20 protein-coding genes are annotated in these 26747 nt (G+C 64.5%); 6 read left to right on the top strand and 14 right to left on the bottom strand.

The window, feature by feature from the left end:
- Positions 1 to 26 precede the first annotated feature (26 nt).
- From N5D48_RS08980 to N5D48_RS08970, 3 genes are read right to left on the bottom strand one after another with little or no spacing between them, the layout of a single operon-like run.
- Complete coding sequence (locus N5D48_RS08980) at positions 27 to 3092, bottom strand: efflux RND transporter permease subunit (protein ID WP_279883227.1); 3066 nt, start codon at positions 3090 to 3092, stop codon at positions 27 to 29.
- Positions 3089 to 4156: an efflux RND transporter periplasmic adaptor subunit gene (locus N5D48_RS08975; RefSeq protein WP_279883225.1), complete on the bottom strand. Its 1068-nt coding sequence runs from the start codon at positions 4154 to 4156 to the stop codon at positions 3089 to 3091. Before N5D48_RS08975 ends, N5D48_RS08980 begins: the two co-directional genes overlap by 4 nt.
- Complete coding sequence (locus N5D48_RS08970) at positions 4153 to 5241, bottom strand: efflux RND transporter periplasmic adaptor subunit (protein ID WP_279883223.1); 1089 nt, start codon at positions 5239 to 5241, stop codon at positions 4153 to 4155. The genes N5D48_RS08975 and N5D48_RS08970 overlap by 4 nt, the downstream gene beginning before the upstream one ends.
- Positions 5242 to 5372: 131 nt before the next feature.
- Between N5D48_RS08970 and N5D48_RS08965 the strand changes: the two genes are divergently transcribed.
- Complete coding sequence (locus N5D48_RS08965; protein ID WP_279883221.1) at positions 5373 to 5810, top strand: transposase; 438 nt, start codon at positions 5373 to 5375, stop codon at positions 5808 to 5810.
- A gap of 97 nt (positions 5811 to 5907) precedes the next feature.
- On the opposite strand, the gene N5D48_RS08960 is transcribed toward N5D48_RS08965, so the two are convergent.
- The 7 genes from N5D48_RS08960 to N5D48_RS08930 form a co-directional block, all read right to left on the bottom strand.
- Positions 5908 to 6801, bottom strand: coding sequence for an ABC transporter permease subunit (locus N5D48_RS08960; RefSeq protein WP_279883219.1), 894 nt, complete (start codon positions 6799 to 6801; stop codon positions 5908 to 5910).
- Positions 6798 to 7718 (bottom strand): ABC transporter permease subunit, encoded by a 921-nt coding sequence (locus N5D48_RS08955; protein ID WP_279883217.1) that lies wholly within the window; start codon positions 7716 to 7718, stop codon positions 6798 to 6800. Before N5D48_RS08955 ends, N5D48_RS08960 begins: the two co-directional genes overlap by 4 nt.
- Positions 7715 to 8857 carry a polyamine ABC transporter ATP-binding protein gene (potA, locus tag N5D48_RS08950; RefSeq protein WP_279883215.1) on the bottom strand — a complete coding sequence of 381 codons (1143 nt, stop codon included), beginning with the start codon at positions 8855 to 8857 and terminating at the stop codon, positions 7715 to 7717. Before potA ends, N5D48_RS08955 begins: the two co-directional genes overlap by 4 nt.
- Before the next feature lie 57 nt (positions 8858 to 8914).
- Entirely contained in the window at positions 8915 to 10009 is a 1095-nt protein-coding gene (locus N5D48_RS08945; RefSeq protein WP_186712570.1) for a polyamine ABC transporter substrate-binding protein, read from the bottom strand.
- A 161-nt stretch (positions 10010 to 10170) separates the two neighbouring features.
- Positions 10171 to 11268 carry a polyamine ABC transporter substrate-binding protein gene (locus tag N5D48_RS08940; protein ID WP_279883212.1) on the bottom strand — a complete coding sequence of 366 codons (1098 nt, stop codon included), beginning with the start codon at positions 11266 to 11268 and terminating at the stop codon, positions 10171 to 10173.
- 169 nt (positions 11269 to 11437) lie between these two features.
- A complete protein-coding gene (locus N5D48_RS08935) occupies positions 11438 to 12799 on the bottom strand; it encodes an aspartate aminotransferase family protein (protein ID WP_279883210.1) in 1362 nt (453 codons plus the stop codon).
- A 48-nt stretch (positions 12800 to 12847) separates the two neighbouring features.
- Positions 12848 to 14206: a glutamine synthetase family protein gene (locus tag N5D48_RS08930; RefSeq protein ID WP_279883208.1), complete on the bottom strand. Its 1359-nt coding sequence runs from the start codon at positions 14204 to 14206 to the stop codon at positions 12848 to 12850.
- 667 nt (positions 14207 to 14873) lie between these two features.
- Here N5D48_RS08930 and N5D48_RS08925 point away from each other — a divergent pair.
- Positions 14874 to 16250, top strand: a complete 1377-nt coding sequence (locus tag N5D48_RS08925) for a glutamine synthetase family protein (RefSeq protein ID WP_279883206.1) — start codon at positions 14874 to 14876, stop codon at positions 16248 to 16250.
- A gap of 151 nt (positions 16251 to 16401) precedes the next feature.
- Here the strand turns inward: N5D48_RS08925 and argA are convergent, their stop codons facing one another.
- The gene (gene argA / locus N5D48_RS08920; RefSeq protein WP_279883204.1) at positions 16402 to 17700 is read right to left on the bottom strand and encodes an amino-acid N-acetyltransferase; all 1299 of its coding nucleotides are present in this window, start codon (positions 17698 to 17700) and stop codon (positions 16402 to 16404) included.
- A 125-nt stretch (positions 17701 to 17825) separates the two neighbouring features.
- The gene (gene argE, locus N5D48_RS08915; protein ID WP_279883202.1) at positions 17826 to 18968 is read right to left on the bottom strand and encodes an acetylornithine deacetylase; all 1143 of its coding nucleotides are present in this window, start codon (positions 18966 to 18968) and stop codon (positions 17826 to 17828) included.
- Positions 18969 to 19153: 185 nt separating this feature from the next.
- On the opposite strand from argE, the gene N5D48_RS08910 reads away from it, so the two are divergent.
- Entirely contained in the window at positions 19154 to 20533 is a 1380-nt protein-coding gene (locus tag N5D48_RS08910; RefSeq protein WP_279883200.1) for a CYTH domain-containing protein, read from the top strand.
- A gap of 57 nt (positions 20534 to 20590) precedes the next feature.
- On the opposite strand, the gene N5D48_RS08905 is transcribed toward N5D48_RS08910, so the two are convergent.
- Positions 20591 to 21061, bottom strand: a complete 471-nt coding sequence (locus N5D48_RS08905; RefSeq protein WP_279883198.1) for an Lrp/AsnC family transcriptional regulator — start codon at positions 21059 to 21061, stop codon at positions 20591 to 20593.
- Positions 21062 to 21187: 126 nt separating this feature from the next.
- On the opposite strand from N5D48_RS08905, the gene N5D48_RS08900 reads away from it, so the two are divergent.
- The 3 genes from N5D48_RS08900 to N5D48_RS08890 all read left to right on the top strand — a co-directional run bounded on the left by N5D48_RS08900 (position 21188) and on the right by N5D48_RS08890 (position 23702).
- On the top strand, positions 21188 to 21514 hold the full coding sequence (locus N5D48_RS08900; protein ID WP_279883196.1) for a hypothetical protein: 327 nt from the start codon (positions 21188 to 21190) through the stop codon (positions 21512 to 21514).
- Positions 21515 to 21612: 98 nt separating this feature from the next.
- A complete protein-coding gene (locus tag N5D48_RS08895; protein ID WP_279883194.1) occupies positions 21613 to 23295 on the top strand; it encodes a GspE/PulE family protein in 1683 nt (560 codons plus the stop codon).
- A 92-nt stretch (positions 23296 to 23387) separates the two neighbouring features.
- Positions 23388 to 23702, top strand: a complete 315-nt coding sequence (locus N5D48_RS08890; RefSeq protein ID WP_279883192.1) for a DUF2388 domain-containing protein — start codon at positions 23388 to 23390, stop codon at positions 23700 to 23702.
- A gap of 127 nt (positions 23703 to 23829) precedes the next feature.
- Here N5D48_RS08890 and gcvP read toward each other — a convergent pair whose 3' ends face one another.
- On the bottom strand, positions 23830 to 26703 hold the full coding sequence (gene gcvP / locus N5D48_RS08885; protein ID WP_279883190.1) for an aminomethyl-transferring glycine dehydrogenase: 2874 nt from the start codon (positions 26701 to 26703) through the stop codon (positions 23830 to 23832).
- Positions 26704 to 26747 lie beyond the last annotated feature (44 nt).

Here is a 26747-nt window from a genome sequence, read left to right as displayed (position 1 = left end):
CGACACAAGGCCGCTCCTACAAGGGTTCAGTGTTGGGCTTTGGAGGTGTTCTCCGGCTCGCGGATCTTGTACCAGGCCACATACAGCGCCGGCAGGAACAACAGCGTCAGCAGCGTTGCGCTGATGATGCCGCCGATCATGGCGTAGGCCATCGGCCCCCAGAACACCTCCCGCGCGATCGGAATCATGCCCAGGCTCGCCGCCGCCGCGGTCAGCAGGATCGGCCGGCGGCGGTGGTTGGTCGCCTCCACCACCGCATCCCAGGGGGCGTAGCCCTGTTCCTCGAATTCATCGATCTGGGTCACCAGGATCACCGAGTTGCGGATGATGATCCCGGCCAGGGCCAGGATGCCGAGAATCGCCACGAAGCCCATCGGCGTGCCCGTGGGCACCAGCGCCAGCACCACGCCGATCAGCCCCAGGGGCGCGACGCTGACCACCAGGAACAGCTTCTGCACGCTGTGCAACTGGATCATCAGGAAGGTCGCCATGAGGAACAGCATCAGCGGGATCACGTCGGCGATCGGCCCCTGGGCCTTGCCGCTTTCCTCCACCGTACCGCCGGTGGCCACGCCGTAGCCAGGCGGCAGCTTGGCGGCGAACTCATCGATCTTCGGCTTGAGCTGCTCGACCAGGTTGGTCGGCTGGATATCGCCAACCACCGAGGCCTTGATGGTGATGGTCGGCTTGCGGTCGCGCCGCCACACCAGCGGCTGCTCCAGCTCGTAGCGCACGGTGGCGAACGCCAGCAGGGGAATGGACACGCCACTGGGGTTGACGATCTGCAGGTTCTGCAAGGTATCGGGCGAGCCGCGTTCGCTGTCCTCGGCGCGGGCGATGACATCGACCAGGTAGATGTTGTCGTTGACCTGGGTGATCGGCACGCCACTGACGATGCTGTTCATCACGTTGGCCACGTCCTCGGACGACAGCCCCAGCTGACGTGCCTTGTCCTGGGCGATTTCGATGCGCAGCACCTTACCGGGCTCGTTCCAGTCGTACATCATGTCGCCGATATGCTCGTTGCCGTCGAGCACCGTGGCCAGCTCGATGGCGTAGCGGCGCACCTGGTCGATGTCCTTGCCGCTCACCCGATACTGGATCGGCCGTCCCACCGGCGGGCCCATTTCCAGCGACTGGACGTTGCTGCCGATGCCGACGAACTCCTCGCGCAGCAGTTTCTGCAGGCGCTCGATCATGCCCTGGCGCTCTTCGAAGCCTTTGCTGACGATCACCAGCTGGGCGTAGTAAGGGTTCTGCAGTTGCTGGTCGAGGGGCAGGTAGAAGCGGATCGCGCCCTGGCCGATGTAGGTGCTCCAGCGCACCAGATCGGGATCGTCCTTGATCCTGGCTTCGAGGCGGTCGACCACCTTGCGCGTCTGCTCGATCGAGGCGTTCTGTGGCAGGTCCAGGTCGACCAGGATCTCGGGCCGGTCCGAGGACGGGAAGAACTGGTTCTGCACGAAGCGCATGCCCAGCACCGAAAGCACGAACAGCACGAGGGTGCCGATCACCGTCACCCAGCGGTGGCGCATGCACCACAAAAGGCTGTGCTCGAAGGCCTTGCCGACCCGCCCGGGCTCCGCCTCGTGGGGCTTGAGCTTCTCGCTGCTGAGAATATGCACGCCCAGCACCGGGGCGAAGAACACCGCCACCACCCAGGACACCAGCAAGGCCACGGCGATCACCGCGAACAGGGTGTAGGTGTACTCGCCCGCGGAGCTGGCATTGAGGCCGATGGGCACGAAGCCGGCCACCGTCACCAACGTGCCGGTGAGCATGGGGAAGGCCGTCGAGGTGTAGGCGAAGGTCGCCGCCTGCTCCTTGGTCTCGCCCATCTCCAGGCGGGTGACCATCACCTCCACGGTGATCATCGCATCATCCACCAGCAGGCCCAGGGCGATGATCAGCGCACCGAGCGAAATGCGCTGCATGGTGATGCCGCTGTACTCCATGAACACGAAGACCATGGCCAGCACCAGCGGAATCGAGCAGGCCACCACCAGCCCGGCGCGGATGCCGAGGCTGACGAAGCTCACCACCAGCACGATCACCACCGCCTCGAACAGTGCGCTGGTAAAGCCGCCGACCGCCTGCTTGACCACCACCGCCTGGTCGGACACGGTATGCACGCCGACACCGACCGGCAGTTCGCTGACGATGCTGTCCATCTTCTTTTTCAGGGCCGCGCCGAACACCTCGATGTTGCCGCCAGCCTTCATGCCGATGGCCAGGCCGATCGCGGGCTGGCCGTTGTAGCGGAAGATCGGCGACGGCGGGTCGACGTAGCCGCGCTCGATATCGGCGATATCGGCCAGGCGGAAGAAGCGGTCGTTGATGCGCAGGTTGACCGTTTCCAGGTCCTTCTCCGAGGCGAACTGCCCGGTGGTGCGCACCGAGATGCGCTCGGGTCCGGCCTCGATCACCCCGGCCGGGGTCACCGTGTTCTGCGCCTGCAAGGCCTGCATGACCTGGCCCTGGTCGATGCCCAGGGCCGCCAGCTTGCGGGTCGAGAAGTTCAGGTAGAGCACTTCGTCCTGGGTACCGATCAGCTCGACCTTGCCGATGTTGTGCACCTCGCGCACCTCGGCGCGGGCCTGCTCGACGTAGTCGCGCAACTGGCGCAGGTTCAGGCCGTCGGAGGTGAACGCGTAGATCGAGCCGAACACGTCGCCGAACTCGTCGTTGAACCCCGGGCCCTGGACGCCCTGGGGAAACTGCCCGCGGATGTCCTGGATCTTCTTGCGCACCTGGTACCAGATCTGTGGAATGTCCTTGGCCTTGGTGGTATCGAGCAGGTAGACATACACCGTCGATTCGCCAGGGCGGGTGTAGCTTTTCACGTAGTCGAGCGAGTCGAGTTCCTCGAGCTTCTTCTCGATCCGGTCGGTGATCTGGTACAGCGTCTCGTCCTGGGTCGCCCCCGGCCAGCGGGTCTGGATCACCATGGTCTTGATGGTGAAGGACGGATCTTCCTCGCGGCCCAGGTTGAAGTACGAGAACACCCCCATCAGCAGGCCGACGAACATCAGGTACCAGACGAAGGACTGGTGCTTGAGCGCCCACTCGGACAGGTTGAAGCTTCCTTTCATCGCGCATCCTCGTCGAAGGTGACCTGCTGGCCAGGCTTGAGGCTGTTCACCCCGGCGGTGACCACGCGCTCGCCGGGCTGCACGCCGGCCGTCAGGACGATGCTGTCGGCGTTGCGCTCTGCCAGGGTGATGTCGCGGGTCGCCACGGTCTTCTGCTGCGGGTCGACCACCCACACCTGGGTCTTGCCGTCGCGCTCGAGCAAGGCACTGCGCGGCAGCTCGCTGCGCGGCGCCACCGCCGAGGTCAAGGTGACGCTGATGGCGGTGCCGAGGTGGAAGGCGTCGGGCGTGCTGGCCAGGGTCAGCCGGGCGCGCCGGGTACGGGTGGTGGCGTCGGCCTGGGGCTCCAGTTCGCGCAGGGTGGCGGTGGTGTTGATACTGGGATCGAGCTGCGAGGCGACGGTGAAGGTGAGGTTGCGTCCCAGCTGTTCGGCCAGGTAGATCGGCAGGTCGATCACCGCCTCCTTCACGTCCGGACGGGCCAGCGTCACCACGGCCTGGCCAGCGCTGACAGTCTGCCCGGCCTCCGCCTGCCAGGCCGTGACCACGGCGGCGTGATCGCTGCGCAGGGTGCTGTAGTCGAGTTGATCGCGCGCCTGGTTGACGGCCGAACGCGCCTGTTCCAGGGACGCTCCGGTGGTCTTCAGGTTGGTCTGGGCGATGTCCAGCTGGGCCTGGGCGCCGACGCCACGGTCATACAGCTGTTGCTGGCGGCGGGCATCGGCCTGGGCGTTGATCCACTGCGCCTGGACCCGCGCCAGGTCGCCCTCGGCGGCACGCAGCTGGTTCTGCTGATCGGTCGGATCGAGGGTGGCCAGGGTATCGCCAGGCCGCACCTGGGCGCCGACATCCAGCCAGCGCCGGGCGATACGGCCGGACACCCGGAAGCCCAGGGTGCTCTCGAAGCGCGCCTGGATATTCCCGGCGAAGCGCCCCAGTTGCGCCTGCACCTGCGGCTGCACCACCGTCGACAGCACCGGGCGCACCGGCTCGGCCTGCTCCGTCTCGCCGCCACAGGCCGCCAGCAGCAGGCTGGCGCACAGCATCAATGGCAGCGGTTTCATGGTCCGACTCCTCCATTGCTGGCATCGACCTTTTCCACCTGGACGCCCGGATTGAGCAACTGTCCGCCGCCAACCACCACCACCTCGCCGGCCTCCAGGCCATCGCTGATCACCACCTTGCCGGTGAGATAGCGCGCCACCTGGACCTTGCGCAGCTGCGCCTTGTCGCCCTCGCCCACCACCCATACCGCCGGCTCGCTCAAGGCCTTGGTCAGCGCCGACCAGGGCAGCTCGACGCTGGGCTTGCCACGGGCGCTGGCCGAGGCGGTGACCGGCGACCCCAGCGGCATGCCCGCCGGCACGTCGCGCAGGGCCACCTTGACCTGCACGGTGCCGCTCTGCGCCGAGACCGTCGGGGTGATTTCGCGCACCTGGCCGCTGGCCTTGATGCTGGGATCGTCGATCAGGCTGACGGTGACGTTCTTCTCGTCGCTCGGGTTCACCAGCAACGACTCGTAGACATTGAACACCGCGTCGCGATCGCCATCGACGGCCAGGCTGAAGATCGGCATGGTCGCCTGCACCACCTGGCCGACCTCGGCCTGGCGCGCGGTGATCACCCCGGCGGCCTCGGACACCAGCGCCGTGTAGCTCAGTTGTTCATTGGCGTTGGCCAGTTGCGCCTGGGCGGCCTTGAGCGCGCTCTGGCTGCTGCGCAGGGCCGCTTCGGCGGAGTCGTATTCGCTCTGGCTGGTGTAGCCCTTGGGCAGGAGTTTCTGCTGGCGCACGAACGCGGCGCTGGTCTGGGTGACCCGCGCCTGCTCGGCGAACACCTCGGCCTTGGCCGAGTCGACGTTGTTCTGCAGGTCCTTGGGATCCAGGCGCGCGAGCACCTGGTTGGCCTTGACGTGGTCGCCCACATCGACGCTGCGCGAGACGATCTTGCCGCCCACGCGAAACGACAGGTCGGTCTGCACCCGCGCCTGCACGTCACCGGTCAGGGTCACCCGAGCGGCGAAATCGGCGGGCTGCACCTGTTGCACCGCGACCCTGGGCAGCACCTGGACGGTTTCTTCCTTGCCACAGCCAGACAGCATGAACAGCAGCCCCAGGCAAACCACCATCGGCGGACGTGCGACCGTCATGCGGGCTCCTTGCTTCAACGAGAGGGGATGCGTTGAAAGCGTAGATCAGGGATTGGAAAAGGGTACTGGGCTGGAATTTGTATTAGCCGGACTGGCCTCTTCGCGGGTAAACCCGCTCCCACAGATATCGAATGCACCTTGGCCCCTGTGGGAGCGGGTTTACCCGCGAAGGGGCCAGCGCCGTTCTCTGCCATATCCAGAAACCATCCACAGCCAGCCACTTCGTTCCAACCGCTACCGTTCAGCAGAGACTCATTTCAAAGGGCGATTCCAATGCCTGCCGATCACTGGCCTGGGTCGTAATGCCGGATCATCTGCACTGGTTGATAGAGTTGAGGCTGGCAACACTCTGCACGTTGATGCGCCGGTTCAAGTCCCGTTCCAGTCTTGAATTGCACAAGGCTGGCGTCGGGCATCACCCGATTTGGCAGGCCGGCTATCAAGACCACGCGTTGCGCCGGGAAGAAAATGCGATCCACATCGCCAGGTACATCGTTGCCAATCCGCTACGGGCGAGGCTGGTCAATAACGTCAGGGAATATCCGCATTGGGATGCGGTCTGGCTTTGATCCGGTGGGGGAGCCTTCGCGGGTGAACCCGCTCCCACAGGGACCTTGCTGCATACAGGTCCTGTGGGAGCGGCGGTGCGCTTTGCCCGCGAATGGATCAGGCCTGCGCGGCGGCTCGGGCCGGACGGCGGACCTGCGGCTGCGAGACGTTCGCCGCGGCGCCCTCCTCGATCGCCTGCTGGATCGCCCGGCGGCGGCGTTCTTCGGCCTGGCGGCTGAAGTACCAGACCAGGAAGGTCACCAGCGACACCGACAGCAGGATCAGGCTGGCCACGGCGTTGATCTCCGGCTTCACGCCCAGGCGCACGGCCGAGAACACTTCCATCGGCAAGGTGGTCGAACCCGGACCGGAAACGAAGCTGGCCAGCACCAGGTCATCCAGCGACAGGGCGAACGACATCATGCCGCCCGCCGCCAGCGACGGCGCGATCATCGGGATGGTGATCAGGAAGAACACCTTCCACGGCTTGGCGCCCAGGTCCATGGCCGCCTCTTCGATGGACAGGTCCAGCTCGCGCAGGCGCGCCGACACCACCACCGCCACATAGGCGGCGCAGAACGTGGTGTGGGCGATCCAGATGGTGACGATGCCACGCTCCTGGGGCCAGCCGATCATCTGCGCCATGGCCACGAACAGCAGCAACAGCGACAGACCGGTGATCACCTCGGGCATCACCAGCGGCGCGGTGACCAGGCCACCGAACAGCGTGCGGCCCTTGAAGCGGGTGACCCGGGTCAGCACGAAGGCCGCCAGGGTGCCCAGCGCCACGGCGGCGATCGCCGTGTAGCAGGCGATCTCCAGCGAGCGCATCACCGAACCCATCAGTTGGGTGTTGTCGAGCAGGCCGACGTACCACTTCACCGACCAACCGCCCCATACCGTCACCAGCTTCGAGGCGTTGAACGAGTAGATCACCAGGATCAGCATCGGCAGGTAGATGAACAGCAAGCCGAGCACCAGCATCAGCTTGGAGAAACTGAAGCGTTTCATGCGCGGCCCTCCATTTCTTTGGCCTGGCTGCGGTTGAACAGCAGGATGGGCACGATCAGGATCACCAGCATCACCACCGCCAGCGCGGACGCCACCGGCCAGTCACGGTTGTTGAAGAACTCCTGCCACAGCACCTTGCCGATCATCAGGGTTTCCGGGCCGCCGAGCAGCTCGGGAATGACGAACTCGCCCACCACCGGGATGAACACCAGCATGCAGCCGGCGATGATGCCGTTCTTCGACAGCGGCACGGTGATCTTCCAGAAGCTGTTGAAGGTGCTCGAACCCAGGTCCGATGCGGCTTCGAGCAGGCTCTGGTCGTGCTTCACCAGGTTGGCGTACAGCGGCAGGATCATGAACGGCAGGTACGAGTAGACCACGCCGATATACACCGCCAGGTTGGTGTTGAGGATCTGCAGCGGTTGGTCGATCAGGCCGATCCACATCAGGAAGCTGTTGAGCAAGCCGTTGTTGCTGAGAATGCCCATCCAGGCGTACACGCGGATCAGGATCGCGGTCCAGGTCGGCATCATGATCAGCAGCAGCAGGACCGTCTGCGACTCCTTGTTGGCCTTGGAGATGGCGTAGGCCATCGGGTAGCCGATCAGCAGGCACAGCAGGGTGCTGAAGAAGGCGACCTTGAGCGACCCGAGGTAGGCCGAGATATACAGCTCGTCCTCGGTCAGCAGCCCATAGTTGGCCAGGTTCAGCACCAGCTGCACCTTGCCTTCGAGATAGGTGTAGATCTCGGTGTACGGCGGGATCGCCACGTCGGCTTCGGCGAAGCTGATCTTCAGCACGATGAAGAACGGCAGCATGAAGAACAGGAACAGCCAGATGAACGGCACGCCGATCACCAGGTGCCGTCCCTCCGGGGTTATGCGCTGGAAGGCTCGCTTGAGCTTGCGAAGTTTCATGAGCGCAGTACCACGCCGCTGTCGTCTTCCCACCACACGTAGACTTCGTCGTCCCAGGTCGGGCGGGTGCCCTGGCGCTCGGCGTTGGCGACGAACGACTGGACGATCTTGCCGGTGGGCAGTTCGACGTAGAACACCGAGTGGCCGCCCAGGTAGGCGATGTCGTGGACCTTGCCGCGCGACCAGTTGTGCTCGCAGGTCGGCTGCTCGGTGGTGACCAGCAGCTTCTCCGGACGCAGGGCGTAGGTGATGTGCTTGTCCTCGACCGAAGTGGTGACGCCGTGGCCGACGTAGATCTTGCGCTCCAGTTCCGGGCTGGCAATGATCGCGTGGCCTTCGGCGTCGTCGACCACCTCGCCCTCGAACAGGTTGACGTTGCCGATGAACTCGCAGACCAGACGGCTGGTCGGGGTCTCGTAGACGTCGATCGGGCTGCCGATCTGGGCGATCCAGCCCAGGTGCATGATGGCGATGCGCTGGGCCATGGTCATGGCCTCTTCCTGGTCGTGGGTCACCATCACGCAGGTCACGCCCACGCGCTCGATGATCTCCACCAGTTCCAGCTGCATCTGCGAGCGCAGTTTCTTGTCCAGCGCGCCCATCGGCTCATCGAGCAGCAGCAGCTTGGGGCGCTTGGCCAGGGAGCGGGCCAGGGCCACGCGCTGGCGCTGGCCACCGGACAGCTGGTGCGGCTTGCGCTTGGCATACTGGGTCATGTGCACCAGCTTGAGCATCTCGGCCACGCGGGCTTCGATCTCGGCCTTGGGCATCTTGTCCTGCTGCAGGCCGAAGGCGATGTTCTGCGCCACGGTCATGTGCGGGAACAGCGCGTAGGACTGGAACATCATGTTGATCGGCCGCTCATAGGGCGGCATGTCGGTGATGTCGACGCCGTCGAGGAAGATCCGCCCTTCGGTCGGACGCTCGAAGCCGGCCAGCATGCGCAGCAAGGTCGACTTGCCGGAACCGGAGCCACCCAGCAGGGCGAAGATCTCACCCTTGCGGATTTCCAGGGACACGTCGTCCACCGCTACCGTTTCGTCGAATTTTTTTGTGACCCGATCGATCTTGACCAGCACCTGCTTGGGTTGCTGGCCACCCTCGAGGGCTTTCTTATAGGCACCGGAGGCAACTGCCATGAGTGAAACTCCCAACAAGATTTATGTGCCCGCCGCTGCGCTGGCGGGCCTGGATTGTTACTTGCCCGACTTGACCTTGGTCCAGCTGCGGGTCATCAAACGTTGCACCTTGGGTGGCAACTCGGCGTTGACGAACATCTTGTCCAGTACTTCCTGCGGTGGGTAAACCGCAGCGTCAGTCCTCACGGCCTGGTCCATCAGGTCGCCAGCCTTGGGGTTCGGGTTGGCGTAACCGACGTAATCACTGACCTGGGCGATCACCTCAGGTTTCAGCAAATAGTTGATGAAGGCATGGGCCTCCTTGACGTTGCTGGCATCCTTGGGAATCGCCAGCACATCGAACCAGAGGTTGCCGCCTTCCTTGGGGATGGCGTAGGCCAGCTTCACGCCCTTCTTCGCCTCTTCGGCGCGAGCCTTGGCCTGGAAAATGTCGCCGGAGAAGCCGGCGGCCACGCAGATGTCGCCGTTGGCGAGATCGGTGATGTACTTGGAGGAGTGGAAGTAGGTCACGTACGGGCGCACGGCCAGCAGTTTCTCTTCCGCCTTCTGGTAGTCCTTGGGGTTGCTGCTGTTGGGGTCCAGCCCCATGTAGTTGAGCACCGCCGGCAGCATCTCGTCGGCCGAGTCGAGGAAGGCCACGCCGCACTTGCTGAGCTTCTTCATGTTCTCGGGCTCGAACAGCACCGCCCAGGAATCGATCTTGTCGGTGCCCAGCGCCGCCTTGACCTTCTCGACGTTGTAGCCGATGCCATTGGTGCCCCACAGGTAGGGGACGGCGTACTGGTTGCCCGGGTCGTTCTTCTCCAGGCGCTTCATCAGCGCCGGGTCGAGGTTCGCGTAGTTGGGCAGCAGGTCACGGTCGAGCTTCTGGAACGCGCCCGCCTTGATCTGCTTGCCGAGGAAATGGTTGGACGGCACGACCACGTCGTAGCCGGTACGCCCGGCCAGCAGCTTGCCTTCCAGCGTCTCGTTGCTGTCGAAGACGTCGTACTTGGGGGTGATGCCGGTTTCCTTCTGGAAATCGGCGAGGGTATTCGGGCCGACATAGTCGGACCAGTTGTAGATATGCACCGTGGGCGCCGCTTGGACGCTGCAAGCCAGCGTCAGACCCGCTCCAGCCATCAAGGCCTTGCGAAAAACAGAAATAGACAAGTGGGTGGTCCTCACAATCAGTGCCTTTGCCGGCGGAAAATCTCGGCCGCACACGCAAAACCGGCGCGCAACTTACCTTCACGGCTTCGCTGCCGCAAACTTATTTGCCTCTACTGGCCTCTGGGCCGGGAAACTCCGGCCCAGAGGGTTCCGCGACGGGCTTACTTGCCCGACTTGATCTTGGTCCAGCTGCGGGTGATGACACGCTGGGCCGCCGCTTCAGGCGCGGCGATCGCGTACAGCTGTTTCTTCACATCGGCAGGCGGATAGATGCTCGGGTCGCTGGTGATGTCCTTGTCCACGAACGGGGTGGCGGCCTTGTTGCCGTTCGGGAAGCGCACGGCATTGGTGATCTCGGCCATGACTTCAGGCTGCATCAGGAAGTCCATGAACTTGTAGGCGGCTTCCTTGTGCTCGGCATCCTTGGGGATGGCGACCATGTCGTAGAAGGTACCGGCGCCTTCTTTCGGAATGATGTAGTCCAGCTTGACCTTGTCGCCGGCCTCGTGGGCGCGGGCCTTGGACTGTTCCAGGTCGCCGGAGTAGCCGACGGCCACGCAGATGTTGCCGTTGGCCAGGTCGCCGATGTACTTGGACGAGTGGAAGTAGGTGATCGATGGGCGGATGCTCAGGAACAGCGCCTCGGCCTTCTTCAGGTCATCGGACTTGGTGGAGTTGCTGGGCAGGCCCAGGTAGTGCAGCGCGGCCGGGAGCATTTCGGTCGGCGCATCGAGGAAGCTCACGCCGCAGCTCTTGAGCTTGGCAATGTTCTCGGGCTTGAACACGGCGTCCCACGAGTCGATCTTGTCCACGCCCAGCGCGGCCTTGACCTTCTCCGGGTTGTAGCCGATGCCGATGGAGCCCCACATGTACGGGAAGGCATGCTTGTTGCCCGGGTCGCTGGCGTCGCCGACGGCCTTGAGCAGGTCTTCGTCGAGGTTCTTCCAGTTGGGCAGCTTGGAGCGGTCCAGTTCTTCGTAGACGCCTGCCTTGATCTGCTTGGCCAGGAAGTTGTTGGACGGCACGACGATGTCGTAGCCCGACTTGCCGGCCAGCAGCTTGGCTTCGAGGGTCTCGTTGCTGTCGAAGACGTCGTACTTGACCTTGATGCCGCTCTGCTTCTCGAACTTGGCGATGGTGTCCGGCGCGATGTAGTCCGACCAGTTGTAGACGTTCAACACCTTGTCTTCAGCCTGAACAGCGGTGGCCATGGCACCCATCAGGGCGGCGGCCAGCAGCGTCTTGCCCAATTTCTTCATGCGTTATGCTCCAGAATTTATTATCAAGCCATCTGTTCAGCAGCCAGGTCCCACGGATCACGCGCTGGGCGACTAAACAGCCGTTAGTCTGGCAAGTTACAAGGCGCTGTTTCAACAGAAGCAGGGCCTTGCAACGACTTTAATGTCACCTCGCCAGCCTAGCAGACCGTCATTTGATCGCTTCGTAGGTCAAATCCAGGCACTTGCGCGCCTTTTCCACCAGTTCGTCCACCTCTTCGCGGCTGATCACCAGCGGCGGCGCGATGATCATGGTGTCGCCCACGGCACGCATGATCAGGCCGTTCTCGAAGCAGTGGGTACGGCAGATCATGCCCACGCCCTTGCCCTCGTAACGGCTGCGGGTGGCCTTGTCCTTGACCAGCTCGATCGCGCCGAGCAGGCCCAGGCCGCGCACCTCGCCCACCAGTGGATGGTCCTGCAGCTCACGCAGACGTTTTTGCAAGTAGGGTGCCACTTCCGTGCGCACCTTCTCGACGATCTTCTCGTCGCGCAGGATGCGCAGGTTTTCCAGGCCCACCGCCGCCGCCACCGGGTGGCCGGAGTAGGTGAAGCCGTGGTTGAAATCGCCGCCTTCGCTGAGTACCTGGGCCACGCTGTCACGCACGATCACACCGCCCATGGGGATGTAACCGGAGGTCAGGCCCTTGGCGATGGTCATCAGGTCGGGCGCAAGGTCGTAGTAGTCGGAGCCGAACCATTCGCCGGTACGGCCGAAACCGCAGATCACTTCGTCGGCGACGAACAGGATGTCGTACTTGGCAAGGATCTCCTTGACCTTCGGCCAGTAGGTCTCTGGCGGGATGATCACGCCGCCGGCGCCCTGGATCGGCTCGGCGATGAAGGCGGCGACGTTGTCCTCGCCGACTTCGAGAATCTTCTTCTCCAACTGCTCGGCCGCCCACACGCCGAACTCATCCGGGGTCATGTCGCCACCCTCGCCGAACCAGTACGGCTGCGGGATGTGCACGATGCCCGGGATCGGCAGGCCGCCCTGCTCGTGCATGCCGCTCATGCCGCCCAGGCTGGCGCCGGCCACGGTGGAGCCGTGATAGCCGTTGATGCGACCGATGATGGTCTGTTTGTTCGGCTTGCCCTTGAGCGCCCAGTAGTGACGGACCATGCGCAGCACGGTGTCGTTGCCCTCGGAACCGGAGCCGGTGAAGAACACATGGGTCATGCCCTCTGGCGCCACGTCGGTGATCGCCTTGGCCAGCTCCAGCGCCGGCGGGTGGGCGGTCTGGAAGAACAGGTTGTAGTACGGCAGTTCGCGCATCTGCTTTTCTGCCGCCTGCACCAGTTCTTCGCGGCCATAGCCGACCGCCACGCACCACAGGCCGGCCATGCCGTCGAGGATCTTGTGCCCCTCGCTGTCCCACAAATGCACGCCCTGCGCCTTGGTGATGATGCGCGGCCCCTTCTCCTTCAGCTGCTTGTAGTCGCTGAAAGGTGCAAGGTGGTGCTCGCCGCTCAGGGTTTGCCATTCACGGGTTTGCGGGTTGTTGACGCTCATGTGCCTCTCCATTTTCCGGTGGCCGCCCATAGGCGGCCTCAGGGTTGATCACACTGCAAACAGCAGGAACTCACGCTCCCAGGAACTGATGACGCGCTTGAAGTTTTCATGCTCGGCGCGCTTGGTGGCAACGTAGCCGGCGATAAATTTCTTGCCCAGGTACTGCACCAGCGCGCGGCTGTTCTCCATGCGCTCCAGGGCGTCCTCGATGGTCAGCGGCAAGCGCAGGTTGCGCCGTTCGTAGCCACGGCCCTGGACCGGCGCGCTGGCTTCGATGCCTTCGACCATGCCGATGTAGCCACACAGCAGGCTCGCGGCGATGGCCAGGTAAGGGTTGGCGTCGGCGCCCGGCAGACGGTTCTCGACGCGACGGTTCTGCGGGCCGGCATCCGGCACGCGCAGGCCGACGGTACGGTTTTCCTCACCCCACTCGACGTTCACCGGTGCCGAGGTGTCGGGCAGGAAGCGGCGGAACGAGTTGACGTTGGGCGCGAACAGCGGCAGCGCTTCGGGGATGAACTTCTGCAGGCCGCCGATGTGGTTGAGGAACAGCTCGCTCATGCTGCCGTCGGCATTGGAGAAGATGTTCTTGCCGGTGGCCACGTCGACCACGCTCTGGTGCAGGTGCATGGCGCTGCCCGGCTCGCCGGTCATCGGCTTGGCCATGAAGGTGGCGGCCACGTTGTGCTTGAGCGCGGCCTCGCGCATGGTGCGCTTGAACACCAGGATCTGGTCGGCCAGGTGCAGCGCGTCGCCGTGACGGAAATTGATCTCCATCTGCGCCGTGCCGTCCTCGTGGATCAGCGTGTCGAGGTCCAGCTGCTGCAGTTCGCACCAGTCGTAGACGTCCTCGAACAGCGGGTCGAATTCGTTGGCGGCCTCGATGGAGAACGACTGGCGGCCAGTTTCCGGGCGACCGGAGCGCCCCACCGGCGGCTGCAGCGGGAAGTCCGGGTCTTCGCTGCGCTTGGTCAGGTAGAACTCCATCTCCGGCGCGACGATCGGCTGCCAGCCTTTGTCGGCGTAGAGTTGCAGCACTTTCTTGAGCACGTTGCGCGGCGACAGTTCGACCGGGTTGCCCTTCTTGTCGTAGGTGTCGTGGATCACCTGGGCGGTCGGCTCGATGGCCCATGGCACGAGGAACACCGCTTTCTCGTCGGGGCGGCAGATCATGTCGATGTCGGCCGGGTCGAGCAGTTCGTAATAGATGTCGTCGTCGACGTAGTCGCCGGTCACGGTCTGCAGCAACACGCTCTCGGGCAGGCGCATGCCCTTCTCGGCGATGAACTTGTTGGTAGGCGAGATCTTGCCGCGGGTGATGCCGGTCAGGTCGCTGATCAGGCATTCCACTTCGGTGATCTTGTGCTCTTTCAACCAATCGGTGAGCTGGTCGAGGTTGTTACTCATAAATACCTCAGGAGGCAATGTGGCGCGGTTGGCGGCAACCGCCAGCCGCTGACGCCAGGCGTCGGGCAAAGTCGGCGCACACGGCGCCGAGGGGCCTGGACAGGCCCGCGCCTTGATTCTGGATGCTGTGCATGGCTAAAGCAAAAACCCCCGCGCAGGACGACAGTGGATACACTGCAAAAGAGCGTGTCCGTGATGAAAGCGAAGGGCAGAAGGAAAGGAAATGTTGCGCTAAAGCGTTACGAGGTATGGCCTTTTCAGCAAGACCGTCAATTATTGCGGCCAGCGCGGCCCCCTGCTGACGCAGGCGCGCGATGACCGGACGGCAACCGGGAGATGTACCTGAACGCACCGTGCATGCGGCGCTGGCAGGTCTCGACAGGCGGACCATGTGACCCTCGTATTATTGTGTTCTGGGTTGCGACCGAGCTTAGCCTCGTTCATTTTTTTACACAACTCCTCCGTAAAAAATAAAACACGCCCCGCTCGAAATAACCCTTCAGCACGAAAATAGCGGATAATGGCACGCCCCGATATGCGGCAAATCTGCCGTGGATGTGCCATTTAAGGGCATCATGGGGCTGGCTTGACTTCACCAGGTCTTTCCGATTGACTGGGGTTGCAAGCCCCCCTTGATTGATATTTTTAACAACAAAGGTGTTGCATCATGTCGGTACCCCCGCGTGCCGTTCAGCTTAACGAAGCGAACGCGTTCCTTAAGGAACATCCTGAGGTTCTCTACGTTGACCTTCTGATTGCAGATATGAATGGTGTGGTGCGCGGCAAGCGCATCGAGCGCACCAGCCTCCACAAGGTTTACGAGAAAGGCATCAACCTGCCTGCCTCCCTCTTCGCCCTGGATATCAACGGTTCGACCGTCGAAAGCACAGGTCTTGGCCTGGACATCGGCGATGCCGACCGCATCTGCTACCCCATCCCCGGCACCCTCTCCAACGAACCCTGGCAGAAGCGCCCGACCGCGCAACTGCTGATGACCATGCACGAAATCGAGGGCGAGCCGTTCTTCGCCGACCCGCGTGAAGTGCTGCGCCAAGTGGTGAGCAAGTTCACCGACCTGGGCCTGACCATCTGCGCTGCGTTCGAACTCGAGTTCTACCTGATCGACCAGGAGAACGTGAACGGCCGCCCGCAGCCGCCACGCTCGCCGATCTCGGGCAAGCGCCCGCAATCGACCCAGGTCTACCTGATCGACGATCTCGACGAATATGCCGACTGCCTGCAGGACATTCTCGAAGGCGCCAAGGAACAAGGCATTCCAGCCGACGCGATCGTCAAGGAAAGCGCCCCGGCGCAGTTCGAGGTCAACCTGCACCACGTCGCCGACCCGCTCAAGGCCTGTGACTACGCGGTGCTGCTCAAGCGCCTGATCAAGAACATCGCCTACGACCATGAAATGGACACCACCTTCATGGCCAAGCCCTACCCGGGCCAGGCAGGCAACGGCCTGCACGTACACATCTCTGTGCTGGACAAGGATGGCAACAACATCTTCACCAGCGAGGATCCCGAGCAGAACGCCGCGCTACGTCACGCTGTCGGCGGTGTGCTCGAGACCCTGCCCGCCTCGATGGCGTTCCTCTGCCCCAACGTCAACTCGTACCGTCGTTTCGGCGCTCAGTTCTACGTGCCGAACGCACCGAGCTGGGGCCTGGACAACCGTACCGTGGCGCTACGCGTACCGACTGGCTCGCCGGACGCGGTGCGCATCGAGCACCGCGTCGCCGGCGCCGATGCCAACCCGTACCTGATGATGGCGGCCGTGCTGGCCGGTGTGCACCACGGCCTGACCAACAAGGTCGAGCCTGGCACGCCGATCGAAGGCAACGCCTACGAACAGCTGGAGCAGAGCCTGCCGAACAACCTGCGCGATGCCCTGCGCGAGCTGGACGACAGCGAGATCCTCAACAAGTACATCGATCCGAAGTACATCGACATCTTCGTCGCGTGCAAGGAAAGCGAGCTGGAGGAGTTCGAACACTCGATCTCCGACCTTGAGTACAACTGGTACCTGCATACCGTGTAAACGAAAACGCCGCCCTCAGGGGCGGCGTTTTTCATTCAGTTCGGTGTCGCCTGCTTCGCGGGTAAACCCGCTCCCACAGGTTCTGCGCTGCCTTTCAGGCCTGCGTGATGCCTGTGGGAGCGGGTTTACCCGCGAATAGGCCGGAACAGGTTTACAACGGTTTCTCGAAGATCTTCGAGTTGCGCTGGTAGTTGTACAGCGAAGCCCTTGCCGCCGGCAGCTGTTCGACGCCACAAGGCGCGAAGCCACGCTCACGGAACCAGTGCGCGGTCCGGGTCGTCAGCACGAACAGGGTCTTGAGCCCCAGCTGGCGCGCCCGCGACTCGATGCGCTCGAGCAGCTCGTCACCGCGACCGCCGTGCCGATACTCCGGATTCACCGCCAGGCACGCCAGCTCCCCCGCCTCCGAGTCGGCAATCGGGTACAACGCCGCGCAGGCGATGATCATGCCCTCGCGCTCGACCACGCTGAACTGTTCGATCTCACGCTCCAGCACCTCGCGCGAACGACGCACCAGGATGCCCTGCTCTTCCAGCGGGCTGATCAGCTCCAGCAGGCCGCCGACGTCGTCGATGGTCGCCTCGCGCACCACCTCGAACTGCTCCTGGGACACCAGCGTGCCGCCACCGCCGCGGGTGAACAGCTCGGTCAGCAGCGCGCCGTCCTCGGCGTAGCTGACGATATGGCTGCGCGCCACGCCGCCCTTGCACGCCTCGGCGGCGGCATCGAGCAGCTCGGCCTGGTAGTCGCTGCCCAGGCGCTGCAGGTGCGGGGTGATGTGCTGCGGGCGCAACTCGCGCACCAGTTGCCCATGCTCGTCCAGCAGGCCCGGCTCGGCGCCGAACAGCAGCAGCTTGTCGGCGCCCAGCTCGATGGCGGCGCGGGTGGCGACGTCCTCGCAGGCGAGGTTGAAGATCTCCCCGGTGGGCGAATAGCCCAGCGGCGACAGCAGCACGATGGAGCGCTCGTCCAGCAGGCGATTGATGCCCTTGCGGTCGACCCGGCGCACTTCGCCGGTATGGTGGTAGTCGACCCCTTCGAGCACGCCGATCGGCCGTGCGGTGACCAGGTTGCCGGACGCCACCCGCAGGCGCGAACCCTGCATGGGTGAAGCGGCCATGTCCATCGACAGGCGGGCCTCGATGGTCAGGCGCAGCGCGCCGACCGCGTCGATCACGCAATCCAGGGTGGCCGCGTCGGTGATGCGCATGCCACGGTGGTAGTGCGGGGTCAGGCCACGGTCGGCCAGGCGGCTTTCGATCTGCGGGCGCGAGCCGTGGACCAGCACCAGGCGCACACCCAGGCTGTGCAGCAGCACCAGGTCGTGGACGATGTTGCCGAAATTGGGATGATCGACGCCGTCACCAGGCAGCATGACCACGAAGGTGCAATCGCGATGGGCGTTGATGTAGGGAGATGCATGGCGCAGCCAGTTGACGTAATCGGGCATGACAGGGCCTGTGGATAAGTGAACGGAGAACGAAAAGGCGCACAACGTTCGAAAGTCATCGTCGGAACAGGCTTGCGGTCACGCGCGGTCTCCTCTAGGCAGAAACGAATCAGGTCGATGGACGTTTAATCCAGGCAGTAGTGCCGGATCAGGTCACGCAATAGACGCACGGTAGGCTCGATACGTGACATTTCAAGGTACTCGCCTGGCTGGTGGGCGCAGGCGATGTCGCCGGGGCCGAGCACGATGGTCTGGCAACCGAGCTGCTGAAGATAAGGCGCTTCGGTGCCGAAGGCCACCGCTTCGGCGCGATGGCCGGTCAGGCGTTCGGCCAGGCGCACCAGCTCGCTGTCGGCGGCCTGCTCGAATGGCGGCACTTCGGGGAACAGCGGCGCATAGTCGATACGCACCTCCAGCCGCTCGGCCAGCGGCGCGAGCTTGGCGCGGATCGCCGCGCGCAGCGGCTCGACGTCCATGCCCGGCAGCGGACGCAGGTCGAACTCCAGGGCGCACTGGCCGCAGATACGATTGGGGTTGTCGCCACCGTGGATACAGCCGAAGTTCAGGGTCGGGACCGGCACGCTGAACTGCGGGTTGCGGTATTTTTCCTGCCAGTCACGGCGCAGGGCCATCAACTCGCCCATCACCGCATGCATCGCCTCCAGGGCGCTGCGCCCCAGGCTCGGATCCGACGAATGGCCGCTGCGTCCGAGGATATCGATGCGATCCATGAGAATGCCCTTGTGCATGCGGATCGGCTTGAGCCCGGTGGGCTCGCCGATCACCGCCGCCCGCCCGAGCGGCTGGCCGGCTTCGGCCAGGGCCCGGGCGCCGGACATGGAGCTTTCCTCGTCGCAGGTGGCGAGGATCAGCAGCGGCTGCTTGAAATCGTGTTCGAGCAGCGGGATCACCGCGTCGATGACCAGTGCGAAGAAGCCTTTCATGTCGCAGCTGCCCAGGCCGACCCAGCGGCCATCGACTTCGGTGAGTTTCAGCGGGTCGCTGCTCCACAGCTGCGGGTCGTACGGCACGGTGTCGCTGTGCCCGGCCAGCACCAGGCCGCCGGGGCCGGTGCCGCGGCTGGCCAGCAGGTTGAACTTGCCGGGGCTGACCTGCTGGATCTCGCAGGCGAAACCGAGATCGCCCAGCCAGCCGGCCAGCAGGTCGATGACCGGGCGGTTGGACTGGTCGAGCGCCGCCTGGGTGCAACTGACCGAGGGGGCGGCGATCAGGGCGGCGAACTGTTCTTTCAGCGACGGCAACGGCATGCGCGGACTCCTCGGCGGCATCGAAGGTCATCATAACAATGCAATCCCTTAGTAGAGCAAGCCATTACCGGGACCGCGTTGCGCGTCTTTCGCGGGTTTACCCGCGAAGGGGCGGCACGGACCGACAGTCATCCCCCGACTCCTGTAGACTGCTCGACAACGATGCCCCTCCTTCCGAGCCCGCGATGCACAAAGAAACCGAACTCAAACTCCGCGCCAGCCGCGAGACCCTTGCCGCCCTGCGCGAGCACCCTCTGCTGAAAAAGCGCAACAAGTCCGGCTGGCAGACCCGCGAACTGCTCAACCAGTACTTCGACACCCCGGAGCGCGACCTGTCCGCCGCCCGCGTCGCCCTGCGCCTGCGCCGTGATGGCGAGGTCATCATCCAGACGCTGAAGTGCCGTGGGCAGAGCGTGGCCGGGCTGTCCGAGCGCAACGAATACGAGTGGTACCTGGACAAGGTCAAGCTCGACCTGAAGAAGCTCGATGCCAGCTGCTGGCCCGAGCAACTGGCCGAGCTGGACAAGAAGACCATCAAGCCGCTGTTCACCACCGATTTCACCCGTGAGTACGCCGAGATCGCCTGGGGCCGTGGCAAGGCCAAAGTGGTGATCGAGGCCGCCCTCGACCAGGGCTTCGTGATCGCCGACAAGCGCAAGGAAGAGATCTGCGAGCTGGAGCTGGAACTGCGTGAAGGCACCCCTGAGGCGCTGCTGGAGCTGGCCGCCGAGCTCGCCGCCACGCTGGCGCTGATGCCCTGCGACATCAGCAAGGCCGAGCGCGGCTACCGCCTGCTCGATCCGGACAGCTACGAGCTGGGCCTGCCGGTGACCGAACTGCAGGCCGAGATGCCGCTGGACGAAGCCTACGCCGCCCTCGCCTGGCAACTGCTGGGCAGCAGCCAGCGCCTGGCCGAGCAGTATCGCCACAATGGCCACTGGCGCCTGCTGCAGGATTGGGTTCGTTGCCTGGCCGAACTGCGCGCCCTCACCGCCAGCCTTGGCCAAGCCGCGCCGCGCCCGACTACCCGCGCCCTGCGCGCCAGCCTCGACGCGCTGCTGGAAGACTGGCGCCCGCTGGTGCTGGCCGGCAACGATGACGAGGACATTCGCCGCGCCGCTCCCGAGCAGTTCGCCGAAGAGCTGGAAGACCCGCGTTGGGGCCAGTTCTCCCTGGAGACCGCGCGCTGGCTGACCGCCCGCGCCTGGACCGCCGAGCGCAAGGGCCGTGGCGAGCGCCAGGGCAAGGCGCAGCTGGCCAGCTGGCTGCAGCACCTGCTGGGCGAGGAGTCCCGCGCCCTTAAACTGCCGCTGTACGTGCAGCGCCCCGAGGACCTGGCCGAGCAGTTGCCGCGCATCGAAGGCATCCAGACCTGGCTGCACCACGCCCGCCAGGTGCTGGACCTGCCGCAGCAGGACCGCCTCTACGGCGAGCTGAACAAGCTGCACGAGCTGGCCGAGCTGCCGCTGGTCGAAGAAGGCAAGGAAGAACTGCTCGAAGCCCGCATCGAACAGGCTCGCACCATCGAGCAGAACCGCGCCTGGAAACACCTGCTCAAGGCCTGAGCCTGCACTGCCCGCTCCTGCACTGCGCAGGAGCGGGCTTGCCCCGCGATCGACGCTTCAGGGCCTCAATGGCAAGCTCGTGGTCGACTTGATCTCCGAAAGCGCCACGATCGAGTTCACCTCCTGGATACCCGGCACGTTCGACAGCTTTTCGAAGAAGAACCGCTCGTAAGCCTCGATATCCGAGGTGACGATGCGCAGCAGGAAGTCCACCGCCCCCATCAGCACATAGCACTCCAGAACCTCGGGAAAGCCGCGGATCGCCTCGGTGAACTCGGCGAAGTTCGAGCGCCCGTGGGCGTTGAGCTTCACTTCGGCGAAGATCTGCGTGTTCAGGCCCACTTTCTTGCGGTCCAGCAAGGTCACCTGCCCGCGAATCACGCCCTCGTCCCGCAAGCGCTGAATGCGCCGCCAACAAGGTGACTGCGAGAGCCCCACGCGCTCGGCGATCTGCGCGCTGGACAGTGACGCGTCCTCCTGCAGCAACTCCAGGATGCGTCGGTCATAGGCATCCAAGTCAGATCGCATAAAAAATTCCTTAATCAAGAAAAATTCAGATAGAACAATTCGCACAATGCGCGAATCAACGGAATCATAGCGAAAAAATGCCGCGAACGACGTGCAAGAATCTTCCCACTTTCGCGGAGATCCAGCATGAACCTACTCGAACGGCCCCTCCCCTCGCCCCGCACCGACGCCTGGGCCGCCAACGCCGCCCACAGCAGCGTGCGCTACCACCTGCAGACCGAGATCGAGCCAGACAGCCTGTGCCGGGTACTCAACCTGTTCGCCTTGCAGTTCCTCACCCCGCACAGCGTGCAGGTGAGCCAGCACGACGACCTGCTGGACGTGGCCATCGGCGTCGCCGGCCTGAGCTGGCATCGCGCCGAAGTAATCGCCCAGAAGTTGCGCAACCTGGTCTGCGTGACCGGGGTTCGCCTCGACAATGCCCCGCAACTGGCGGAGGTCTCGACCCGCTGAAGGGCCATGGCAAGATCCCGAAACCCTTTGTACCGCTGCCATCGGCCCGTCGCGGCTAGCCTTGCCCAGGCGACTCTTCACCTGGCAAGGATGCCGTCATGTACGCCAACACCTCCCATGATCTTGACTTCAACCGCCTGCTCCAGGCCCTGCTGACCGAGCAGCGAATCAGCGCCAGCGACGCCCTCAAGGCCCTCGCACGGGCCAAGGCGCGCCCCGACCAGCACCCGCTCGAACTGATCGCCGAGCTCGCCCTGCCGGACCCGCTTCAATCCGGCCAGCCACTCGACCTCGATGCCCTGTGCCGCTGGCTGGCGCCCCAGGTTGGCCAGCCCTACCTGGATATCGACCCGCTGCAGGTCGACCTGCCAAGCGTCGCCAACCTGATGTCCGCGGCCTTCGCCCAACGTCACGGCATCCTTGCCGTGGCCCTGGACGAGAACAGCATCACCGTGGCCAGCGCCCAGCCGTATCAGCGCGAATGGGAGGCCGATCTGAGCCGCAGCTTGGGCAAGGTCATACACCGGGTACTGGCCAGCCCTCGGCAGATCCGCCAACTGAGCGCGACCTTCTTCGGCCTGGCCCGCTCGGTGCGTGGCGCGGGGCCGGCGCCAACGCCCCCTCTCGGCGAGCTGGAGCACCTGCTCGAACTGGGCGACGGCCATGCCCACGCCAGTGCCGACGACGCCCACATCGCGCATATCGTCGACTGGATGCTGCAGTACGCCATCGAACAACGCGCCAGCGATGTCCATCTGGAACCGCGCCGCGAACAAGGGCACCTGCGCCTGCGTATCGATGGCCTGCTGCATGCGGTGTATGCGTTTCCGGCCGGCGTCGCCCTGGCGATGATCAGCCGTTTGAAGCATCTGGGGCGGATGAACGTCGCGGAAAAGCGCCGGCCACAGGATGGCCGCCTGAAGACCCGGCTGCCCGGTGGGGCCGAAGTGGAACTGCGCCTTTCCACGCTCCCCACCCCTTACGGTGAAAAGCTGGTACTGCGCCTGTTCGACCCGCAGCAACGGCATGAAACCCTCGAGCACCTGGGCCTGGGCGGCAGACTGCTGGCGCAATGGCAGGCACTGCTGCGGCAACGCCAGGGCATCGTGCTGGTGACCGGCCCTACCGGCTCGGGCAAGACCAGCACGCTGTACGCCAGTCTCAGGCACCTCGCCACCCCCCAGGTAAACCTGTGCAGCATCGAAGACCCGATCGAACGGTTGGAGCCCTCGTTCAACCAGTTGCAAGTCCAGCCCGCCCTGGACCTGGACTTCGCCAATGGCGTGCGCGCCTTGCTGCGCCAGGACCCGGACATCATCATGATCGGCGAGATCCGCGACCGCGAAACCGCCCAGGTAGCGGTGCAGGCAGCCCTCACCGGACACCTGGTGCTCTCGACCCTGCACACCAACGACGCCTGCAGCGCGATCACCCGCCTGCAAGAACTCGGGGTCGCCGACTACCTGATCAAGGCCACCCTGATCGGCGTCATGGCCCAGCGCCTGGTACGCACCCTGTGCCCGGAATGTCGCGATACCCTACCGGAGGATCGCCAGGCCTGCCGCCAGTGCCGGGGAACGGGCTTTCATGGACGCACCGGGCTGTTCGAGCTGCTCAGGGTCAGCGCCCCCTTGCGCGAGCGAATCACCCCGGCCACGGATCTCGCCGCCCTGCGGCGGCAGGCCAGCGCGGATGGCCTGCGCGACCTGAGGTGCTGCGCGCAGGACAAGATCGACCAGGGTCTGACCTGCGCCGAAGAGGTACTGCGTGTCTGTGGATAAGTAAGAATTCCCCTGTCTGACCGGGAACTTGGCAGTGACAAAAGCGATCAAACCGGCATCTCAACAGCCCTCATCGACCGAGGTGATTCATCATGCGTTTCAAAACTGCCATCGCAGCCACCGTCCTGTTCTCGCTGCCCATTGGCTCCGCCATGGCCGACACGTTCTGGCGCAATATCATCTCCTCCGGTGCGACCACCGCCTCGACCTACCTGACGTTCAAGGATCACAAGCTGATCGTCGCCGCCCAGGACGACGCCGGCAGCTTCGTCGCCAGTGAAGGCGCCATCCGCGGACCGTTCCTGGAAGCAGCGATGCGTCAGGTGCGCGCGGACAACCCGGGCGTGCAGGCCAGCGACATGGAACTGGCCAACGCCATCCTGGCCAAGAACGCCGTTGCCGAGTAACCGTTATCCACTGCGTCATCCGCTTCGCGGGTAAACCCGCTCCCACAGAGATCACCGCGCCTGGCAAGGCTGGATAGTCCACCTGTGGGGGCGGATTTACCCGCAAAAAAGTCCAGCCGACGCGGCCTCAGCGATACGCCTCCACCGGCACGCACGCGCAGAACAGATTCCTGTCCCCATACACGTTGTCGACCCGGTTCACCGCCGGCCAGTATTTGTGCTGGCGCGCGTGAGCACTGGGGGCGATGCCCTGTTCGAGGGTGTAGGGCCTGCTCCATGGCGCCAGCACGTCGGCCAGGGTGTGCGGCGCATGCTTGAGTGGGTTGTCCTCGGCCGGCCAGTTGCCTTCCTGCACCTGGGCGATCTCCGCGCGGATCGCCAGCATCGCCTCGACGAAACGATCCAGCTCGGCCTTCGACTCGCTTTCGGTCGGCTCGACCATCAAGGTGCCCGGCACAGGGAACGACATGGTCGGCGCATGGAAGCCATAGTCCATCAGACGCTTGGCCACATCCTCCTCGGTGATGCCGGTAAGCGCCTTGAGCGGGCGCAGGTCGAGGATGCATTCGTGGGCCACCCGCTGGTTGCGCCCGCGATAGAGCACCGGGAAGGCGTCACGCAGCTGGCTGGCCAGGTAGTTGGCCGACAGGATCGCCACCTCGCTGGCATCGGCCAGTTGCGGCCCCATCATGGCGATGTACATCCAGCTGATCGGCAGGATGCTGGCACTGCCCCAGGGCGCGGCGCTGACGGCGCTGTTGTTCGGGTCCAGGCCCGGCACCGGAACCACCGGATGACTGGCGACGAACGGCTTGAGGTGGGCGCGGATGCCGATCGGTCCCATGCCCGGGCCACCTCCGCCATGCGGGATGCAGAAGGTCTTGTGCAGGTTCATGTGCGACACGTCGGCGCCGATGTCCGCCGGTCGCGCCAGCCCCACCTGTGCGTTCAGGTTGGCGCCATCCATGTAGACCTGGCCCCCGTGCTGGTGGATCACCTCGCAGATCTCGCGAATGCCCTCTTCGTACACTCCATGGGTCGACGGGTAGGTGACCATCAGGCACGACAACCGCTCGCCCGCCGCGTGAGCCTTGGCTTTCAGATCATCGAGATCGATGTTGCCCTGCTCGTCGCACTCGACGATCACCACCTCCATGCCAGCCATCTGCGCCGACGCCGGATTGGTGCCGTGGGCCGATGACGGGATCAGGCACAGGGTGCGCCCGGGCTGGTGGCGGCTGCGGTGGTAGCGGGTGATGGCCATCAGCCCGGCGTATTCGCCTTGGGCGCCAGAGTTGGGCTGCATGCAGATGGCGTCGAACCCGGTGATGGCGCACAACCAGCTTTCCAGCTCGTCGATCATCGCCTTGTAGCCCTGCACCTGGGCCGCCGGGGCAAAGGGGTGCGGCTGGGCGAACCCAGGCCAGGTGATGGGGATCATCTCGCTGGTGGCGTTGAGCTTCATGGTGCAGGAGCCCAGCGGGATCATCGACTGGTTCAGGGCCAGGTCTTTGTTCTCCAACTGCTTGAGGTAGCGCAGCATCTCGGTCTCGCTGTGGTGCAGGTTGAACACCGGGTGCTGGAGGAACGGTGTGCGGCGCACCAGCGCGCCGGGTATGCCTTCGGGCAGAGCCTGCTGGTCGAGCGCGGCGATGTCCAGGCCATGATCGACGCCGAGGAAGATGTCGAGCAGCTTCAGCACCGTGGCTTCATCGCAGGTTTCGTCCAGGCTCACCCCAAGGTGGCCGCGCCCGAGGATGCGCAGGTTGACGCGGGCATCCTCGGCGCTTTCGATGATCGCCGCCTGAGTGCCGCCGACATCCAGCGTCAAGGTGTCGAAGAAGTGCTGATTGAGGCGTCTGATGCCCTTGGCTTCGAGGCCTGCGGCAAGGATGAAGGTCAGCCGGTGCACGCGCTGGGCGATTCGCTGCAGGCCCTCGGGCCCGTGGTAGACCGCGTAGAAACCGGCGATGTTGGCCAGCAGCACCTGGGCCGTGCAGATGTTCGAGTTGGCCTTCTCGCGGCGAATGTGCTGCTCGCGGGTCTGCAGGGCCATGCGCAGAGCGGTGTTGCCACGCGCATCGCGGGATACGCCGATGATGCGCCCGGGCATGGCCCGCTTGAAGTCGTCGCGACAGGCGAAATAGGCCGCGTGCGGCCCGCCGTACCCCATGGGCACGCCGAAGCGTTGCGTGGAGCCGAGCACCACATCGGCGCCCAGCTCGCCGGGCGGGGTGAGCACCACCAGGCTGAGGATGTCGGCGGCGACACAGGCCAGGGCCTGCTGGGCATGCAGCTGCTCGATCAGCGGACGCAGGTCGCGGACCTCGCCGTGGGTATCCGGGTACTGGAGCAACGCGCCGAACACCGAGTGCTTGTCCAGGTTGTCCACGGAGTCGACGATCAGCTCGAAACCGAAGCCCTCGGCGCGGGTCTTGAGCACCGACAGGGTCTGCGGGTGGCAGTGCTCGTCAGCGAAGAACGCGTTGCTCTTGCTGCGCGCCACCCGCTTGGCCAGGGCCATGGCTTCGGCGGCGGCCGTGGCTTCGTCGAGCAGCGAGGCATTGGCCAGGGGAAGGCCGGCAAGGTCGATGACCATCTGCTGGAAGTTCAGCAATGCCTCCAGGCGCCCCTGGGCGATCTCCGGCTGATAGGGAGTGTAGGCGGTGTACCAGCCGGGGTTTTCCAGCACGTTGCGCAGGATGACGGTGGGCGTGATGGTGGCGTGGTAGCCCATGCCGATCAGGCTTGTCCACAGCTGGTTCTGCGCGGCGTAATCGGCGAGCCTGGCCAGCGCGGCCTGTTCATCGAGGGCCGACGGCAAGTCGAGCGGGCGGTTGAAGCGGATGCCCGGCGGCACCGTCTGCTCGATCAGTTCGCCACGGCTGGCGACGCCAAGGGCCTCGAGCATGGCCTGCTGCTCCTGGGCATCGGGCCCGAGGTGGCGACGCAGGAAGGGGTTGGTCTCTTGCAGCTGACGCAGGGATGGCGACTGGGACATGGCGATCATCTCTTCCTGGACCAGTTCTCGTGGAGACTTACAAG

This window comes from Pseudomonas sp. GD03858 (assembly GCF_029840925.1).
Classification (GTDB): Bacteria; Pseudomonadota; Gammaproteobacteria; order Pseudomonadales; family Pseudomonadaceae; genus Aquipseudomonas.
Note: the sequence above shows the minus strand (reverse complement) of the source record. Positions and strands in the feature narration are given on the sequence as shown.